General features: G+C 42.4%; 17 protein-coding genes and 1 pseudogene. 8 read left to right on the forward strand and 10 right to left on the reverse strand.

All coding sequences use genetic code 11. From position 1 onward, the window contains the following. Positions 1-74: 74 nt before the first annotated feature. The 4 genes from WA1_RS27770 (at position 75) to WA1_RS27785 (ending at position 6,525) form a co-directional block, all read left to right on the forward strand. Positions 75-4,382: a non-ribosomal peptide synthetase gene (locus WA1_RS27770; protein ID WP_017745673.1), complete on the forward strand. Its 4,308-nt coding sequence runs from the start codon at positions 75-77 to the stop codon at positions 4,380-4,382. Positions 4,383-4,625: 243 nt separating this feature from the next. Beyond that, positions 4,626-4,946 carry a YdhR family protein gene (locus tag WA1_RS27775; protein WP_017745674.1) on the forward strand — a complete coding sequence of 107 codons (321 nt, stop codon included), beginning with the start codon at positions 4,626-4,628 and terminating at the stop codon, positions 4,944-4,946. A 29-nt stretch (positions 4,947-4,975) separates the two neighbouring features. After that, a complete protein-coding gene (locus WA1_RS27780) occupies positions 4,976-5,629 on the forward strand; it encodes a DUF938 domain-containing protein (RefSeq protein ID WP_017745675.1) in 654 nt (217 codons plus the stop codon). A gap of 392 nt (positions 5,630-6,021) precedes the next feature. Beyond that, the gene (locus WA1_RS27785; RefSeq protein WP_017745676.1) at positions 6,022-6,525 is read left to right on the forward strand and encodes a GNAT family N-acetyltransferase; all 504 of its coding nucleotides are present in this window, start codon (positions 6,022-6,024) and stop codon (positions 6,523-6,525) included. On the opposite strand, the gene WA1_RS57320 is transcribed toward WA1_RS27785, so the two are convergent. From WA1_RS57320 to fghA, 3 genes are all read right to left on the reverse strand, one after another. Next, on the reverse strand, positions 6,517-6,669 hold the full coding sequence (locus tag WA1_RS57320) for a hypothetical protein (RefSeq protein WP_158516708.1): 153 nt from the start codon (positions 6,667-6,669) through the stop codon (positions 6,517-6,519). The two genes, WA1_RS27785 and WA1_RS57320, sit on opposite strands and share 9 nt — an antisense overlap. A 401-nt stretch (positions 6,670-7,070) precedes the next feature. Beyond that, entirely contained in the window at positions 7,071-7,538 is a 468-nt protein-coding gene (locus tag WA1_RS27790) for a DUF29 domain-containing protein (RefSeq protein WP_026134912.1), read from the reverse strand. Between the two features lie 65 nt (positions 7,539-7,603). Further along, positions 7,604-8,449: an S-formylglutathione hydrolase gene (fghA, locus tag WA1_RS27795; protein WP_017745678.1), complete on the reverse strand. Its 846-nt coding sequence runs from the start codon at positions 8,447-8,449 to the stop codon at positions 7,604-7,606. A 155-nt stretch (positions 8,450-8,604) separates the two neighbouring features. On the opposite strand from fghA, the gene WA1_RS55470 reads away from it, so the two are divergent. Together WA1_RS55470 and miaB are read left to right on the forward strand one after the other, a co-directional pair. Continuing rightward, positions 8,605-8,820, forward strand: coding sequence for a hypothetical protein (locus WA1_RS55470; protein ID WP_017745679.1), 216 nt, complete (start codon positions 8,605-8,607; stop codon positions 8,818-8,820). A 216-nt stretch (positions 8,821-9,036) separates the two neighbouring features. Then, a complete protein-coding gene (miaB, locus tag WA1_RS27800) occupies positions 9,037-10,389 on the forward strand; it encodes a tRNA (N6-isopentenyl adenosine(37)-C2)-methylthiotransferase MiaB (protein ID WP_026134913.1) in 1,353 nt (450 codons plus the stop codon). A gap of 199 nt (positions 10,390-10,588) precedes the next feature. Here miaB and WA1_RS58805 read toward each other — a convergent pair whose 3' ends face one another. The 5 genes and pseudogenes from WA1_RS58805 to WA1_RS61835 all read right to left on the reverse strand — a co-directional run. Then, entirely contained in the window at positions 10,589-10,936 is a 348-nt protein-coding gene (locus WA1_RS58805) for a WD40 repeat domain-containing protein (protein WP_201789125.1), read from the reverse strand. 334 nt (positions 10,937-11,270) lie between these two features. Then, the gene (locus tag WA1_RS27810; protein ID WP_017745682.1) at positions 11,271-11,624 is read right to left on the reverse strand and encodes a helix-turn-helix domain-containing protein; all 354 of its coding nucleotides are present in this window, start codon (positions 11,622-11,624) and stop codon (positions 11,271-11,273) included. After that, positions 11,621-11,998 (reverse strand): type II toxin-antitoxin system RelE/ParE family toxin, encoded by a 378-nt coding sequence (locus WA1_RS27815; RefSeq protein WP_272819246.1) that lies wholly within the window; start codon positions 11,996-11,998, stop codon positions 11,621-11,623. The genes WA1_RS27810 and WA1_RS27815 overlap by 4 nt, the downstream gene beginning before the upstream one ends. A 66-nt stretch (positions 11,999-12,064) precedes the next feature. Then, positions 12,065-12,208, reverse strand: coding sequence for a hypothetical protein (locus tag WA1_RS60340; protein ID WP_017745684.1), 144 nt, complete (start codon positions 12,206-12,208; stop codon positions 12,065-12,067). Positions 12,209-12,277: 69 nt separating this feature from the next. Beyond that, positions 12,278-12,346, reverse strand: a pseudogene (locus WA1_RS61835) (hypothetical protein); the annotation flags it as partial. A 137-nt stretch (positions 12,347-12,483) separates the two neighbouring features. On the opposite strand from WA1_RS61835, the gene WA1_RS27820 reads away from it, so the two are divergent. Then, positions 12,484-13,587 (forward strand): D-alanine--D-alanine ligase family protein, encoded by a 1,104-nt coding sequence (locus WA1_RS27820; RefSeq protein WP_017745685.1) that lies wholly within the window; start codon positions 12,484-12,486, stop codon positions 13,585-13,587. A gap of 228 nt (positions 13,588-13,815) precedes the next feature. Then, on the forward strand, positions 13,816-14,460 hold the full coding sequence (locus WA1_RS27825; RefSeq protein WP_017745686.1) for a hypothetical protein: 645 nt from the start codon (positions 13,816-13,818) through the stop codon (positions 14,458-14,460). Here WA1_RS27825 and WA1_RS27830 read toward each other — a convergent pair. Together WA1_RS27830 and WA1_RS60345 are read right to left on the reverse strand one after the other, a co-directional pair. Beyond that, the gene (locus WA1_RS27830) at positions 14,457-15,410 is read right to left on the reverse strand and encodes a tetratricopeptide repeat protein (RefSeq protein ID WP_017745687.1); all 954 of its coding nucleotides are present in this window, start codon (positions 15,408-15,410) and stop codon (positions 14,457-14,459) included. The two genes, WA1_RS27825 and WA1_RS27830, sit on opposite strands and share 4 nt — an antisense overlap. A 365-nt stretch (positions 15,411-15,775) precedes the next feature. Continuing rightward, positions 15,776-16,670, reverse strand: an 895-nt coding sequence (locus WA1_RS60345) for a U32 family peptidase (protein WP_272819247.1), incomplete at its 5' end; no start/stop codon positions are given.

Genomic DNA, 16,670 nt, shown 5'->3' on the forward strand with positions numbered 1-16,670 from the left:
CTTCGGGGATAGAGAGTTGGAATTCCGATTCCCTATTCCCCTCTACTCTGCAATAAAGTAAAGGATTAGCAATTATGAATGATATCAACACAAAGATTGCCACTCTCTCTCCAGCTAAAAGGGCACTACTAGAGCTAAAACTTAAGAACAAGAGTGCTAGTCTTACAATAGAGCAGACCATCCCCAAAAGAACTAACGAATTATCAGCTTCAGCTCCGTTATCTTTTGCCCAACAGCGACTGTGGTTGTTAGAGCAACTGGAGCCAGATAACTCAAATTATCTTATTCAAAACGTACAACGCTTAACGGGCGATCTCAGCGTAGATGTATTGCGACAGTCTTTGGATGCGATTGTTGCCCATCACGAAGCACTGCGAACCAATTTTATTTCCTCAGATGATGGCACCCCCATACAAGTGATTGGTTTACCCCGGTCAGTTGAATTGAAGGTAATTGACTTAACACAGGAGCCAAAAAGCGATCAACAAGAGCAAGTGCAAAGTATCTTGCGGCGTGAGGCGAAACGCCCCTTTGACTTAACATCTGACTTAATGTTGCGTGGGTGCTTGTTGCGAATAAATCAACGCGAGCATATACTTTTATTGGTCATGCACCACATTGCTTCTGATGGCTGGTCGATGGGTATTCTGTGTCAGCAGTTGGCAAAGGTCTATGAAGCCTTTATAAATAACAAACCAAATCCCCTACCAAAACTACCCATCCAATATGCCGACTTTGCTGTTTGGCAACGCAAATACCTCTTTGGTGAAGTACTAGAAAACAAACTCAACTACTGGAAAACTCAGCTAGAGGGGGCCAACCATATACTGGAACTGCCCACAGACTACCCTCGACCTCCAGTACAAACCTCCCGAGGAGCGACGCAATCTTTGATGCTACCCCAGACACTGGCGGCATCGCTCACAGCACTTTCGCGTCGGGAAGGTGCTACTTTGTTTATGACTTTGCTGGCTGCATTTGGGACTTTATTGTATCGCTACACCGGACAAGAAGATATTCTCATTGGCTCTCCCGTTGCAGGTCGGAATCGGTCTGAAATTGAAGGGTTAATAGGGTTTTTTATCAATACGGTCATTTTACGGACTAACTGTTCCAGTCAACCCAGTTTTCGTTCACTGCTAGATCGCGTCCGCCAAGCGGCATTAGGCGCATATACCCATCAAGATATGCCTTTTGAGAAATTGGTAGAAGAACTACAACCAGAGCGAGACACGAGCCGTAACCCACTCTTTCAAGTGTGGTTTAATATGCTCAACTTGGGGGACATACAACTAAAAATGCCTGGGCTAGATGTAGAACCCGTCTCAATGCCAGAAGTTCCTTCTAAGTTTGACTTAACCTTGTATGTGACAGAACAACAGCAAGGAATCAAACTGGAATTAGTTTATAATGCCGACCTGTTTGTACCCGAGCGAATGGAGGAAATGCTCGATCAGTTCCATCATTTGCTCGTTCAGATTGCGGAAACTCCACAACAGAATATTTCTTCGTTATCACTTGTTACTCCCAACGCAGCATTACTTTTACCAAATCCTCAGCAAAAACTTGACCTACACTCAGAAACAGTCGTTCATACTAAGTTTTCTCAACAAGCTCAAAGAGTACCGCAAAACTTGGCAGTTGTGGATGCACGAGTTGCTTGGACTTACGCCAAACTTGAAGAACTGACCAATCAATTGGCTCACTACCTGCTAGCAAATAATATCCAATCTCAAGACGTAGTTGCCATTTACGGACAAAGAAGTGCCTTGTTAGTTGTAGCAATTCTAGGTGTTCTGAAAGCAGGTGGCGCTTTTGTCATTCTCGATCCGGCTTATCCCACTTCTCGCTTAATTGATTGTCTCGAACCCGTTCAACCTCGTGCTTGGTTGCAAATTGCTTCAGATTCTCAGGTTCCGACTGTACTCCGCGAGTTTGTAGATAGTTTTTGTAACTACTGTTTGGAAATTTCTGATGATTCCATCTTAGGAGCATTACAAAATTATCCCCAGAATGACCCACAAGTGACAGTGGAACTAGATGATTTAGCTTATGTTGCTTTTACCTCTGGTTCTACAGGTAAACCTAAAGGTATTAAAGGTAGCCACAGACCTTTATCTCATTTCGTGCAATGGCATCAAAAGACTTTTGGTTTGTGCGAGTCAGATAAATTTAGCATGCTTTCTGGTTTATCTCATGACCCTTTGTTACGAGATATTTTCACACCCTTGTCATTGGGTGCAACTTTATGCATTCCCCAGCAACAAGATATTGAGACATTAAATCAGCTAGCTGATTGGATGCGAGTGATGAGAATTAGTGTTGCTCATCTGACACCAGCAATGGCACAACTGCTGACAGCAAACACTGAAAGCCAAATCACAGACTTACGTTACGTATTTTTTGCTGGTGATGTTCTGACGCAACAAGATGTCACCAACATCTGTCGTTTTGCTCCCAAAGTAACTTGTGTCAATTTTTACGGGGCTACTGAAACCCCTCAAGCTATGGGTTACTTTGTTATACCTGAAGATTGTGGTGTTAGTAATCTAGTCATCAGCCCCCATTCCCTAATCCCCAAAACAATTCCTTTGGGTCGTGGTATTGAGGATGTACAGTTACTTGTTTTGACCCACACGCTACAGTTAGCTGGGATCGGCGAGGTAGGAGAGATTTACGTTCGCACCCCTTACTTATCTTCTGGTTATATTGGCAGCGATGACTTAACTCAAGAACGTTTTATTGTCAATCCATTTACCAATATTGCTACCGACCGACTTTATAAAACTGGAGACTTGGGACGCTACTTACCCAACGGTAGCATTGAGTTTTGCGATCGCATTGACAATCAAGTCAAGATTCGTGGATTTCGGATTGAGTTGGGCGAAATTGAAGCTGTGTTGAGTCAATATCCCTCTGTCCGAGAAGTTGTAGTTCTTCTCCGAGAGGACATTCCCGGTGACAAGCAGTTAGTAGCATATGTCATTCCCAAGGAAAAACAAATTCCTACAGTGAACGAACTGAGGCAATTTCTCACTGAAAAACTTCCTAGATACATGATTCCAGCTTGTTTTGTGATGCTAGAGACACTACCCCTAACTCCTAACAGTAAACTTAACCGCGCCGCCCTTCCGGTACCTGACTTATCCCGGCAAGAACCGGAAGAGACCTTTGTTGGCCCTCGCGATGAGTTAGAGCAACAGCTTTTGCAGATTTGGGAACAAGTTTTAGGTATCCAATCCATTAGCGTCAGGGATAACTTCTTTGAGATCGGAGGACATTCTCTGCTAGCAGTCAAACTGTTTTGGCAAATCGAGAAGACATTCGGCAAAAATCTCCCTCTGGCAACCCTTTTCCAATCAGGAACTGTGGAGGCTCTAGCCAATATTATCCGTCAGCAAGAAAAGTTAGCAGTCAATTCCGAAGCTAAAAATTCACAATCGTTCATGGACGTTGAGGGAATCGCTAACGGTAAGAACCAGAAGGAAAGCTTACCATCTTGGTCTTCACTAGTGCCTATAAAGCCCAACGGTTCTAAACCGCCGTTCTTTTGTGTCCATGCTATAGAAGGTAACGTTCTGTCATACTATGAGTTGGCACAGCATCTCGATCCAGAGCAACCCTTTTATGCCTTACAAGCACAAGGACTTGATGGGCACCAGCCTCCCATAACACGGATGGAAGACATGGCATCTCATTACCTCAAAGAGATCAAAACTATTCAACCGAGAGGTCCTTATTTTCTTGGAGGACATTGTTTTGGGGGGGCGGTGGCTTATGAAATGGCTCAGCAGTTACAAGCCGAAGGTGAGAAAGTAGCTCTGTTGGCCATGTTAGAGACCTCTGGTCCGAAGACACTGACTCGATTGTCATTCTGGCAACGAGTGCCTCTTCATTTGACGAACTTATTACAAAAAGGACCAAGCTACATTTTGCAAAAGTCGAACTCATGGCTTCCGTGGCTCCTGAATCTAGTCAAATATAAGCTTCTAAAGATGAGCAGCAAAGTTTACGAGACTATTGAGAATGAGGAGATCTTGCCTTACAACATCCGCCATTTGCGGGTTAGAGAAGCTAACAATGAGGCAGGAGCAAAGTATGTCATGCAACCTTACTCAGATCTGTTGACTATGTTTGGGGTGGAAGAGGAATTGCGCGTAGCTGGCGTAGGAGAAGGCTATAAATTACTTCCTAATTTTGGCTGGGACGAATATGCTATAGGTGGATTGGAGATCCATCGTGTTTCCGGCGATCACCTTTCCATGTTTACAGAACCCCATGTGAAAGTGCTTGCCGAGAAATTGCAGGCTTGCTTAACAAAGGCTGCAACTGAAGCAACAGCAGATAAGCGATCCCCAGTCCCTGCTCTTCAGAAACGGTAACCCCCTTAATCCCCCCGATAGATTGCTATCCATTACCCGCATCTTTCTTAGCAAACGCAAAACTGTTATGGAGAAAGGGTTTTTTGAGATAAGCCCTTGAAGGGGGGTTGACAAAAACCAAATGATGTGAGAAGAGTATTGATGGATTGTGATGACAGTTAGTTCATAAGTTTAATTGCGCTAGTTTTAATTTAATCGAAGAAAATAATAGAAGCAGAACTCAGCATCAAGTCACCAATACCCATGAGTAAACTATTTCTCTACGCCGAGTATCAAGTATCTATACCTTTCACTCAAATTGATTGGGTTGCCATTAATGTAGAAATGAAAAAATTCTCAGGACTGCAATCTAAAACCTGGCTAAGTGGTATCAACACCAATACTGTTGGTGGTTTTTATGAATTTGATTCGCTAGAGAACGCACAAAAATATATTGATAGCTTGTTAATTCCATTTGCAAAACAGGTGAATGGAAATCTGAGTGTGAAACTTTTTGATGGTGAGATCGCGAAAGAAGCCAGCATTGGTATGAATTCTCCCTTTTATTCGACAGACTCCAAATAGTGCAACCCAACAAAATACAGAAGCGATATATGTCACCATTAGAAAAACCTGCACTGGATCCGTATCCACTTAGTCCTTATGTTGCTTGGGCAGGCGATCGCAACCGTGATGCTATTCTAGAAGTATTCAAACAAAGGCTACCCAACAGCGAAGGTCAAATTCTTGAGTTGGCCTCTGGTAGTGGTATGCACATCAACTACTTCGCTTCCCATTTCCAGCATCTAAGTTTTCAACCCTCAGACATGAATGAAGAAGTGTTTGAAAATATTAGGCAATTAACTCAACAGACTCAAGCCCAAAACGTCCAACCAGCAGTCAAACTGGACTTAACTCAACCACAAACTTGGTCAGTTTTAGCTGGAAAAAAATTTGATGCCATTTTCTGTATTAATATTTTTCAAGTTGCACCAATCTCTGTTGCGGATGGCATGATGAATTGTACAGTCAACTATCTCAGTGCTCACGGATCTTTATTTATCTACGGCCCATTTAAAGTGGATGGCAAGTATACAACACCTTCGAACGAAGAATTTGATAGAACTCTTCTATCTTATAAAGTACCAGAATGGGGTTTAAAAGATATCGCAGATATCACAAATGCTGCTCAAAAATATGAGCTAAAGCTAAAGGAAATTATTGATATGCCAGCCAATAATTTTACTCTCGTTTATAGTTTGGGTTGATGAATTGTCAAGGAGCGCAGTAATCCTGTGCTCTCAAGAAACAGGGGGTGGGGAATAGGGAGTCGGGAGTAGGGAGTAGGGGAAAGAGTGTTTCTTTCAGTCGTAGCGGGTGGTGCGCCGCCCGTGGGGCTGCTCCTAAAGAGCAAGCAGAGAGACTGCGATCGCTATAATAAAACCATTGGACTTTGGACAAAACAGTAGATATTTATCTATAGCAACAACGGAACCAATGGTAGTTTTACTCATAAAGAGAATGCAGTACAGTTACCAACAATTGTAGTTACAACACCGAATCAGCGAATGTTACACCATTATCTGGAGAGAAAAAAAAGACCAATGGTGCGATCGCCACTAAGGCTTCAGCGGTCTCAACAATATTAGAGGAAACTAGCGTGAATATTGAAATAATTGAAGCCCGTCCGCAAGATAAATCGATTTTGAGTCATTTGATAGAACTTTACCTCTATGATTTTAGTGAGTTCATGGGTTGGGATGTCAAGAATGATGGTCGGTTTGGGGACGACGCTCTTAAAGGTTGTTGGACTGAGCCAAAGCGGCATCCGTTTCTTGTCAAGGTGGATGGCTCGATCGCAGGGTTTGTCATTGCCGACGGGCGCAGCCAGCTTTCAGGAGACGAACACACTATGGATATGGGTGAATTCTTCATTCTACGCAAATACCGAAGACAAGGTATTGGCTATCGGGTAGCGTCCTTTATTTTCGATTTGTTTCCTAGCAAGTGGGAGGTACGACAGCTAGCCTTAAATGTAGATGCACAAACATTTTGGCGCAAGGTTATCAACCGATACACCAATAACCAATTCTATGAGATTTCTTGGAATGATGAGCGTTATTGTGGTGTAGCTCAATTGTTTAACAATACTATGTTAATGTGAGTTGCCATAAGGCACGCTACGGGCTAAAGTCGTATCGCTTGCGCCTGCACTCTTGAAAAACAAGCATTGAGTATCGCGCACTCCAATACGGCGATTGCAACTACAAGTAAGAATTGCCCCATCGCAGACGATTGTCTTTTGCATAAGGTATCTTAGAAAATCATCTAGGCGATCACTAGTCCTGACTTTTCCACATCCCGTGAAAAGTCAGATCATCAATTAAGCCAGAAAACAGCAGCAGCAAGATAAATTGCGCCGAGAAAGTTGATTGCTTGCTGAGCATAGCGTGTGGCGATGGCGCTTTTCGCCCGCCTCCGGCATTGCTTTGGTAAACAGAGCCGCCCAAAGAGCACGATCGCACTTCCACGTTATGTAAATTTTTGTAATACGCCGGACTCACATACTACCGTGACTACGCCTACGCAATTCCAATACAGTCCACTTCGTAAATAAAAAACCAGCATCACTGAGGTAAAATCAACAATGTCCATTACGAGGGCCGATTTTGTTTGTAGGATGTGTTAGTGCGATCGCAAATTTTCGACCTACAGGGTTTCAGGTAGATAATTAACATCAAGTAACTGTTCTAAGGTATAAGTACAATCTTGGGGTAAGTTTTCTAGTTTTCCCTCGGTTTTGTCAATTACATATCCTAATGCATCCTCATAAATAGACGCTAATTCCTTTTCTAAAAATTGATATAAATTTGTTGTCAAGTTTCGTTTCAATTGATTTCTAAAGCTTCTAACTTCGGCTTTCCAATGTCCCGAATTAAATTGATATTCTTCTGGCCAATATTGCAGCAACAAAAGATGTCTAATAACTTGTTCTAGTAAACTAGCCACCTTGGCTTTATCTCGACGACCCAAATTTTCTAGTTCCTCAATTAAATTTTCTAAATCTAATTCTTCTAAATGGTTAGATTTCAATAGCTTGATTGTTTCCTCTAACCAGAGATGCTCATCAATTTCATAAAGATTTTTTAGACTCAAATTCGAGCTAACTCTTTGCATAAAACCTCCTTGACTTAAATCTGACAAGATTAGGTGAAGCATATCATAATAGTAGTCCCTACTTCCTACTCTTTGAGTACAAGTGCATGATGCTGAATATGATCTTCAATAAAAGTGGCTATGAAATAATAGCCGTGATCGTATCCTTCCTGGTAACGCAGAGTCAGAGGTAGATTCACTTCTGCACAAGCTTGCTCTAATACCCCTGGTAGCAACTGCTCTTCAAGGTATTTATCGCCAGTACCTTGGTCGATTAAAATAGGACTGTGGTATCCATGCTGCTTGACCAATTCACTGGCATCATACTCACGCCAAGTTTCGCGATCGCTACCCAAATAACCATTAAACACTTTTTGACCCCAAGGACAACGCATTGGTGCAGCAATGGGAGCAAAAGCCGATACCGATCTGTACTGTTTGGGGTTTCTTAAAGCACAAACAAGCGCACCATGTCCCCCCATGGAGTGACCGAAAATACTTTGCTTGTCCGACTGTACTGGGAAATTATCCGCAATCAAAGCAGGTAACTCGCGAACAACATAGCTGTACATTTGGTAGTGAGATGACCAAGGTTCAACAGTAGCATCCACATAAAAACCCGCACCCGTACCAAAATCCCACTCGTCATCCTCACCAGGAATGCCAGTATTGCGAGGACTGGTATCTGGTGCGACAAGCATCACACCGTATTTAGCAGCATATTGTTGTGCTCCCGCTTTGAGCATAAAATTTTCTTCAGTGCTCGTCAACCCAGAAAGGAAATAAAGAATAGGTACTGGCTGTTGAATCGCTTGTGGTGGTTGGTAAACAGCAAAGCGCATTTCTCCGTTACAGGTAGAGGAGTCATGACTGTAAAAGCCGAGTTTACCTTCAAAAGATTTGTGTTCTGAGATCGGGGTTAAATTAGCCATTATTGAATAGTTCTTCAAATCCCAAATATAGCTACATTATATCTATACATTTATTTACGTGTAATTTCTCAGGTTATTTGCCGCTAAGAAGTCTATAAAAAATATAGACTTCTAGTCAAGCAACAATTACATAACTATTTTTATCGGGTGAACGCATGTTTTTGCACTTTGCATATATCGGAATGTGCTTGCTATCGATGGCAATCTCTTTCTATGTGAAAGCTAAACTTGAGAAATTTTTAGAAACAAATACAGCGATCGCGAATGAAAAATCGCTAGAAGAGTATAAAAGTGTTGTACGTCTTAATATGTATAGCTCGCTGGCTCAAATAGTTTTATTTGTTGGTGCATTTGGTAGTTTTATCGCTTAGGAGATGCTATTACATCCTATCTATTTCCCAACTTGCAACTCAAACTTGACGACGTTATGCCAAGTTAACGCACCTCATCCAGTTGAAATCCGCTATAATTGAAATCTATGCTGTAAAATTATAGCCCAATAAACTCATACACTAAGGTAGCAAAATTTTATAATTTTAAGATAGAGTCATTTGCTTGCTATTGTATTCTATTTATCATAAATTACTATGACCACTTCACCCCGTCGCTATCACATCACCACCTTCGGCTGTCAGATGAACAAAGCTGATTCAGAACGCATGGCTGGCATTCTAGAAGACATGGGCTTTGAGTGGTCAGAAGACCCAAATGATGCGAATTTAATTCTTTACAATACTTGTACTATTCGAGATAATGCTGAGCAAAAAGTATATTCTTATCTAGGTAGACAAGCAAAGCGAAAGCACGAACAACCAGACCTAACGATAGTTGTCGCTGGTTGTGTGGCTCAACAGGAAGGGGAATCGCTGTTGCGACGAGTGCCAGAAGTTGACATGGTTATGGGACCGCAACACGCTAATCGCTTGAAAGATTTGCTACAACAGGTATTTGATGGCAATCAAGTTGTTGCAACTGAGCCAATCCACATCATGGAAGATATCACCAAGCCGCGACGCGATACCACAGTCACTGCTTGGGTAAATGTAATCTACGGCTGTAACGAACGCTGTACTTATTGCGTTGTTCCTAATGTACGGGGTGTTGAGCAATCTCGGACACCAGAAGCCATTCGCTCAGAAATGGAAGAACTGGGACGACAAGGTTATAAGGAAGTGACCCTACTCGGTCAAAATATTGATGCTTACGGACGGGATTTACCAGGGGTGACGCCTGAAGGTCGCCATCAACACACTTTGACAGATTTACTTTACTACGTTCATGATGTACCAGGAATTGAGCGAATTCGTTTCGCCACTTCCCATCCTCGTTATTTTACCGAACGGTTGATTAAAGCGTGTGCAGAATTACCCAAGCTGTGCGAACACTTTCACATTCCCTTTCAATCAGGGGATAATGAAGTCCTAAAACGTATGTCGCGGGGTTATACTCACGAAAAATATCGCCGCATCATCGATACAATTCGGCAATATATGCCAGATGCATCAATTAGTGCTGATGCTATTGTCGGTTTCCCAGGAGAAACCGAAGCACAGTTTGAAAATACTTTGAAGTTGGTTGAAGATATTGGTTTTGACCAATTGAACACTGCAGCCTACTCTCCACGTCCGGGAACACCCGCCGCCGTGTGGGATGAGCAATTGAGTGAGGACGTGAAAAGCGATCGCCTCCAAAGGCTCAATCATCTCGTGGCGATCAAAGCAGCCGAGCGATCGCAGCGTTACATGGGGCGCATTGAAGAAGTTCTGGTAGAAGAACAAAATCCTAAAGACAAAACCCAAGTGATGGGGCGTACCCGTGGTAATCGGCTGACATTCTTTACTGGTGACATTCAGGAGCTTAAAGGTCAGTTAGTTAATGTCAAAATTACTGAAGTTAGGGCTTTTAGTTTGACAGGTGTATCAGTGACCAGTGACCAGTGACCACACTATGTTCTTGTGGTACGGGCGTCCTCGCCCGTGTGAGATGAGAGGGCGTCTTTTATCCTCAATGAGTTTTTACAACACAACCTAATTCTGCTCTTCAATAGAGCGATCTCCACCTTCGTCTTTTCTGGAAGAATTCTGAGGAGCTTCAATAGAGCGCTCGCCATCTCTGTCCTTTCCTGGAGAACGTGAATTCTTACGGACTGAAGGCAAGAGATCGTACCCAAGCAGTATGACCATTGCAGGTAATAATTTGTTTAATGTTTGTAACTTCCCACAAATAAATCTCATTATCAATTTCTGTTGCTAGCAGCTTTCCATCTGGGCTAAAGGTTGCTGATAAAATACCTCCCAGGGTTCGTGTAAAAGCAGACTTGCTCAGATCCGAGTTAGCAAAGTTTACCTGATGCAAATTCATGCCTTGTAAGTAAGCTTGCCAAACAGTTAAGTTGGAAAAATCATAGCCACTAAAATCTACATGAAACTGCCAAAGTAAATTGAGAATATTACCAGCCGCATATCCTGGTTTTTGAAAAGTACACAACTTTAATTTTAACAAAAGTTGATTCAAGCATTTTTGAGCATTTTCTCGATTGCCAAAAGTGTTTATTAGTTTATCTGTAACAGGTTGAAGTCTAAGCCTAATTTGTGCATTTCTTACGTAATCTTTTGCTTGAGCTTTGATTAATGCACAACTATCAAATAGCGATATTTCTCTCGTTTTTATCTCTTGACAAATCTGTTGAAAAGGTGGCTTTCGCTAAAAAAGAAAAAGAGGCATTTAATATTTCTCAATTATGATGTTGAAGATTTCCAATCTGATGTGCAGACATTGCAATCAATGGGCTGACTGTTGGGTAACAACTATCAACTAGGGTTTATTCACGCTCCTTTTGATCGTCGTGTTGTGCATCAGGGGCGAAAAGAGCTTCGAGGTGAGAGAATTTCACAGGCTCTCGCTCAGGAAGGTGAATCGTGATCTCTATAGAACCACCAAGAACACGGATGATATTCGCAAGTGTAGCAAGCGTAATGTTATCTCGTCGTTCAAGTCGTGAAATGTATGATTGACCAACTTCGAGGCGTTCAGCGAGTACTTCTTGAGACATTCCTGTGATTTCTCTGATTGCTTTGAGGATGTGAAGCTCGTCCTTTATCTCCTGAGCCCGATCAGTTATGCGCTTCTGAGCTTCTGGTGAAAACTGCTTTCTTTTTTCTTGGTAAGATTTCATTGCTGCTTCCTTTGTTGTAACTGTTCTAAATGGTCTTTGAAGCGTTGGTCAGCAATGGGAATGTTCTCTTCATACCATCGCTTGTTCCCTTGCTTATTACCGCCCACTAAGAGAATCGCTTTTCGTTCTGGATCGAAGGCAAAAAGAATTCTCCATGGACACCCTCTAAACTGTACTCGAAGCTCCTTCATATTGTTAAAGGACGACTCTTTAATCGTATCAACGTAAGGTCTCCCTAGAGTTGGCCCTCGCTCTTCCAGCACATCGAGTACCGCAGCGATTTCTTCTTGAAGTGAGGGATCTTGTTGGTCGAACCATGCTTCAAACTCATCGTGAAAAAGTATCATCCATGTCATATAGAGAATATATGACATATATATCATAATTGTCAAGGAAAGGGAAAATAATTCGGAAAAATTCCTGATTGACTCAGTACTTGTTTACACGCGCCCATTTTTGCTAGTCTCCAGTTCACATTCAATCGCCCCTAGAGTCTTGAGAGTGGTAATTGTCGCCTCTGTTAACCCCGTCACATTGGCGATATTCATACCCTCATAAAGTCTTTTGCTTCTGAGAATTCTCATACACTTACCTGTTGAGACATCCCAAATTCTCAGTGTCTCATCTTCACTGCTACTAATTAGAGTCTGCCCACTGGGATTAAAGATGACTGATAAAACTCCTTGACTATGACCCTGTAATGTTTTCAGAACAGTGACCAGTGACCAGTGACCAGTAAATCTCCTAGCTGTTTAAAGGCGTAAGGCATTGCGCCCCTACTCCCTACTCCCTACTCCCTACTCCCTTTTGCTCAAGTATGCTACGCTAACTTGGTTCTAGAGTGACAGAGGTCTTTTATATGGCAAAGGTGCGGGTAGGATTATTATTTGGGGGTCGTTCGGGAGAACACGAGGTTTCTATCAATTCAGCAAGAGCGATCGCAGGTGCTTTAAGTACGGGGCAAAATGCTAGCAAGTACGAAATACTGCCTTTCTACATCCAAAAAGATGGGCGTTGGTTGGCTGGGGATTCACCACAACAGGTTTTGGCATCAGGAAAGCCATTGCAGTTATCTCAATCGACTGAAGTTGAGGGAGCGGATACCAATTCTCAATTATCTGTTGCTCAGACTCAAACTTTGCAACGTTGGCAATCTCCCGATCAAGTTGCACTTGTTGATGTTTGGTTCCCCATTCTTCACGGTCCTAACGGTGAAGACGGTACAATTCAGGGGTTACTCACCTTAATGCAAGTTCCTTTTGTCGGTTCTGGGGTCTTGGGTTCGGCACTCGGTATGGATAAGATTGCTATGAAGACAGCTTTTTCTCAAGCAGGCTTACCCCAAGTCAAATACATTTCTGTCAATAGAGCGCAAATTTGGTCAAATCCTTGTGTTTTTCCCAAGCTGTGTGATGAAGTGGAAGCAACTTTGGGCTATCCCTGTTTTGTTAAACCTGCTAACTTGGGTTCATCGGTGGGAATTGCAAAAGTGCGATCGCGACAAGAGTTAGAAACTGCTTTAGACAGTGCTGCTAGTTACGATCGCAGAATTATTGTAGAGGCTGGCGTTATTGCACGGGAACTAGAGTGTGCGGTTTTAGGAAACGACCAACCTAAAGCTTCTATTGTCGGTGAAATTACTTATAACAGTGACTTTTATGATTATGAAACCAAATATACAGAAGGCAAAGCAGATTTACTGATTCCCGCACCCGTTGGGGAAACTGTTATCAATCAAATACAAGAAATGGCATTGCAAGCCTTTGCAGCAGTGGATGCTGCTGGATTAGCAAGAGTAGATTTTTTCTACGTAGAGGCGACAGGAGAAGTCTTGATTAATGAAATCAATACCTTACCAGGTTTTACAGCAACAAGTATGTATCCCCTTCTCTGGTCGCACAGTGGCGTACCTTTCCCAGAACTGGTTGATACACTCATTCAACTTGCTCTTGAAAGGCAGTGAACAGTGAACAGTAACCAGTGAACAGTGACCAGTTAATGAATGTAGAGACGCGCCATGGCGCGTCTTTGTTTAGTGATAAAATATACTTAATTGAACCAGAAAAAATGAAATAAAGTAAATATTTTTTATAAAATAAGCTACTTAAATCTAAAAGTTGCTACGGATACGGTATGCTTAACCCTTGAGTACAATTTAGTACTTGAGAGCAACTTCAGACTTTAACTTACTATGGAAAACACTCAGAGTGTACAACAACAAGTATCTCAAGCGGAAGCGCCGATACCGATTTTGAAGAAGAAAAAGTCCAAGCCAGTAACAGGTAAGAATTTTCTAATAAACGTGTTGGCGAAATATCCGTTATTCTTGCCTATAGGATTGTCAGGAGTTTTTCTTGCTAGTGGTACTCTTGCCCTCTACACTCTGGGTTCTGTTGGGAGTGTAAAAGAGGAAGAACCGGAAATATTAGAAGCAGAGGTTGTCCAGCCAATTAGTAGTAATCCTACAGAGGCAGAGAATCCCATGCCTTTATGGATGATTCTGGCGATCGCTTTAAGTTGCGGAAGTGGCAGCTTGGTCTTGTTCCTACTGTTAAATCTCTCAGGAAAGCGTCAAATGGTGAAAAACCATTTCAACCGCTATCAAGCACGTTTAACGCAACGTCACCAAAGAATGGCACCCCGTCCCCCAAGAAACAAACCAGTCTTAGTACCAGCGAAAATGGCTCCTGTAGCAGTACCAGCAGGTCGAGCACAGCCTGTAGTGACAGTTATGCCAGAACAAAGTATGTCGCGCAATTCTAGCCAAGACGCTCTCGCAAGCGTGTTTGACATACGCAAACATACTCCTTTATCCACAATCTTGCGTAAAGATTAGAAAAACCCAAAATTTGGTCTTTCTAATTTCACCATACTAATTAAGGACTGAAATCGAATATCTTTACGGATATTGTCGAAATCAGAGTTATTTTTCAATTCGGGTAAGTATTTATCTGGACATAAACGAATAGCTCGTTGTAAATTTTTAACAGCTTCTTCAGTATTATTCTCTATATTGTAGCAGCGAGCTAAGTTGTACCAGATAACGTCATCATTGGGCTGTAATTCTGAAGCTTGTTTGTAGCTTGCTAATGCTTCAGAGTAACGCTGTAATTTTTCCAAAACCACACCTCGATTGAACCAAGCTTTATAATAGTCAGGCTGAATTTCCAAAACTCGGTCAAAACTTTTGAGGGCTTTTTCATAACGCCCCCACTCAAATAAATTCATGCCTCGATTGTGCCAAGCCATTGTATTACTCGGATCGAACTCAATGGCGCGATCGTAGCTGTCAAGCGCTTCTTTATAGCGTCCCAACTGTTTGAGAGCATTGGCTTTGTTGTTCCACGCCCAATAAGCATCTGGTTGAAATGCTAAAGTTCGCTCAAAGCTTTTGACTGCTTTCTCGTATTTTCCCCAATCACATAAGGTCAAACTGCGATTGTGCCAAATAGTCCCAGCTTTGGGGTTTAACTCAAGGGCGCGGTCAAAGCAGTCAACGGCTTCGCTGTAACGTCCCAACTTTCCTAAAGCAATGGCTCGGTTGTGCCAAAGCCAGCAATCAGCTGAATTGAATTTTAACATGAGGTCAAAGCAGGCGATCGCTTCCTCGTGACGACCCAGAGAACCCAAAGCAAAACCTTTTTGGGACAAAGCTTCAGGGTAATCGGGTTTACACCTCAACGCTTTGTCAAAACAAGCGATCGCTTCTTCAAACTTTGCCGCTTTGTTTCGACGCAATCCTTGGTTATAGAAAAACTCTGCCTCTAAGTTGACTGTTAATTTCATAAATTTAGCATCTCGCCTTGGATAGATTTTTCTATTTTATAGATTCCCCAAAAAATAGCACGGTCTAACAACCGAAGCTAAAAATACTCTGGGAGAGGGGATAGACAAAGTAGAAATTTCTTTCTTGTCCTCCTTCTCCCTTAGTCTCTAGTCCCCAGTTCCTACTTTTATAGAGTACCCAGCATCTACTGGGTTTTAACGAGAAACCTGATAATACGACGCATACTGACCTCAAAAGGTTCAGTTTGAGATTGAATACAAAATGTAAACATCGTGTAAGCTAGCAAAAGATCGAGGATGAAGTCATTATCTAAATAGGTTGTCACAAATAAAGCTAACTAGTCAGGATCGTCATTGGTCATTTGTTACCGAATCGTATTTGCAGCCATCGGTCCGCGAGTGACACCAAGCTGATTTTGTAACTTCAATTCCCGCCAAAGTTGAGAACCTGTAATCTCTCCCTGCAACAGTTGACGGTAAAGATGTATTGTTTGTATCACCTTCTCTGGTGTCTCATTTACAAATTCAATGCGGAAGTGACGCAATCCAAGCTCTAAGAACCGATGCACGTATTCTGCTCCTGTTTGTGCTGTACCATTAAACACGGTGTTGCGACAGCCTGCATCAGCTCGGAGGATATGTTCTGTTCCTACCCTATCCCGCAGTTTTACCTCATGCTTTTCGCAGGGGCGTCCGCAGTTCGTGTAATCCGTTCCTCCAGATAAGAAAGCACAAAATACACAGTGTTCCATATGGAACATGGGCATATGCTGATGAATTGTGACCTCAAACCAGTCAGTTGGGCAACTCTTTAGGAGGTCTTCTAATTGGACAATGTTTAAATCATAAGATGCCGTGACTCTTTCTAAACCAATTTTGTTTTTAAAATAGTCTGCTGTGAGTGAATTGGCAATGTTTAGGGAGAAGTCTCCCACACAACGATCTTGGGCAAAGTATTGGAGATGATCGTAATTTCTGATGAGATAACCATCAGCATTGGAAGAACGCACTTGTTGCAAAATCCAGTTTTCTCCCGGTTTGGTGATTCTGGGTGGTGCAACCCAAATAGTAGGGAGTGGGGAGTAGGGAGTGGGGAGTGGGGAGGAACGGACTATTTGTACTGCTTCTTGATAAGCACGAGGATCTTCAAATTCACAATAAAGTGTTTCAATTCCTGCGTCGAGTGCTGCTTGCAGTTGTTTTAGGTTTCGTACTAATGCTATGAGGGAGGGGAAAAGAGGAGGGGGAGAGGGGGGGAGG

The sequence above is a fragment of the Scytonema hofmannii PCC 7110 genome, from assembly GCF_000346485.2.
GTDB classification, from domain to species: domain Bacteria; phylum Cyanobacteriota; class Cyanobacteriia; order Cyanobacteriales; family Nostocaceae; genus Scytonema; species Scytonema hofmannii.

What these genes read in the sequence shown, in the direction of transcription:
- WA1_RS27770 (WP_017745673.1), top strand. Translation starts at nt 75, where the DNA reads ATGAATGATATCAACACAAAGATTGCCACTCTCTCTCCAGCTAAAAGG.
- WA1_RS27775 (WP_017745674.1), top strand. Translation starts at nt 4,626, where the DNA reads ATGAGTAAACTATTTCTCTACGCCGAGTATCAAGTATCTATACCTTTC.
- WA1_RS27780 (WP_017745675.1), top strand. Translation starts at nt 4,976, where the DNA reads ATGTCACCATTAGAAAAACCTGCACTGGATCCGTATCCACTTAGTCCT.
- WA1_RS57320 (WP_158516708.1), bottom strand. Translation starts at nt 6,669, where the DNA reads ATGCAAAAGACAATCGTCTGCGATGGGGCAATTCTTACTTGTAGTTGC.
- WA1_RS27790 (WP_026134912.1), bottom strand. Translation starts at nt 7,538, where the DNA reads ATGCAAAGAGTTAGCTCGAATTTGAGTCTAAAAAATCTTTATGAAATT.
- fghA (WP_017745678.1), bottom strand. Translation starts at nt 8,449, where the DNA reads ATGGCTAATTTAACCCCGATCTCAGAACACAAATCTTTTGAAGGTAAA.
- WA1_RS55470 (WP_017745679.1), top strand. Translation starts at nt 8,605, where the DNA reads ATGTTTTTGCACTTTGCATATATCGGAATGTGCTTGCTATCGATGGCA.
- miaB (WP_026134913.1), top strand. Translation starts at nt 9,037, where the DNA reads ATGACCACTTCACCCCGTCGCTATCACATCACCACCTTCGGCTGTCAG.
- WA1_RS27810 (WP_017745682.1), bottom strand. Translation starts at nt 11,624, where the DNA reads ATGAAATCTTACCAAGAAAAAAGAAAGCAGTTTTCACCAGAAGCTCAG.
- WA1_RS27815 (WP_272819246.1), bottom strand. Translation starts at nt 11,998, where the DNA reads ATGTCATATATTCTCTATATGACATGGATGATACTTTTTCACGATGAG.
- WA1_RS60340 (WP_017745684.1), bottom strand. Translation starts at nt 12,208, where the DNA reads ATGAGAATTCTCAGAAGCAAAAGACTTTATGAGGGTATGAATATCGCC.
- WA1_RS27820 (WP_017745685.1), top strand. Translation starts at nt 12,484, where the DNA reads ATGGCAAAGGTGCGGGTAGGATTATTATTTGGGGGTCGTTCGGGAGAA.
- WA1_RS27825 (WP_017745686.1), top strand. Translation starts at nt 13,816, where the DNA reads ATGGAAAACACTCAGAGTGTACAACAACAAGTATCTCAAGCGGAAGCG.
- WA1_RS27830 (WP_017745687.1), bottom strand. Translation starts at nt 15,410, where the DNA reads ATGAAATTAACAGTCAACTTAGAGGCAGAGTTTTTCTATAACCAAGGA.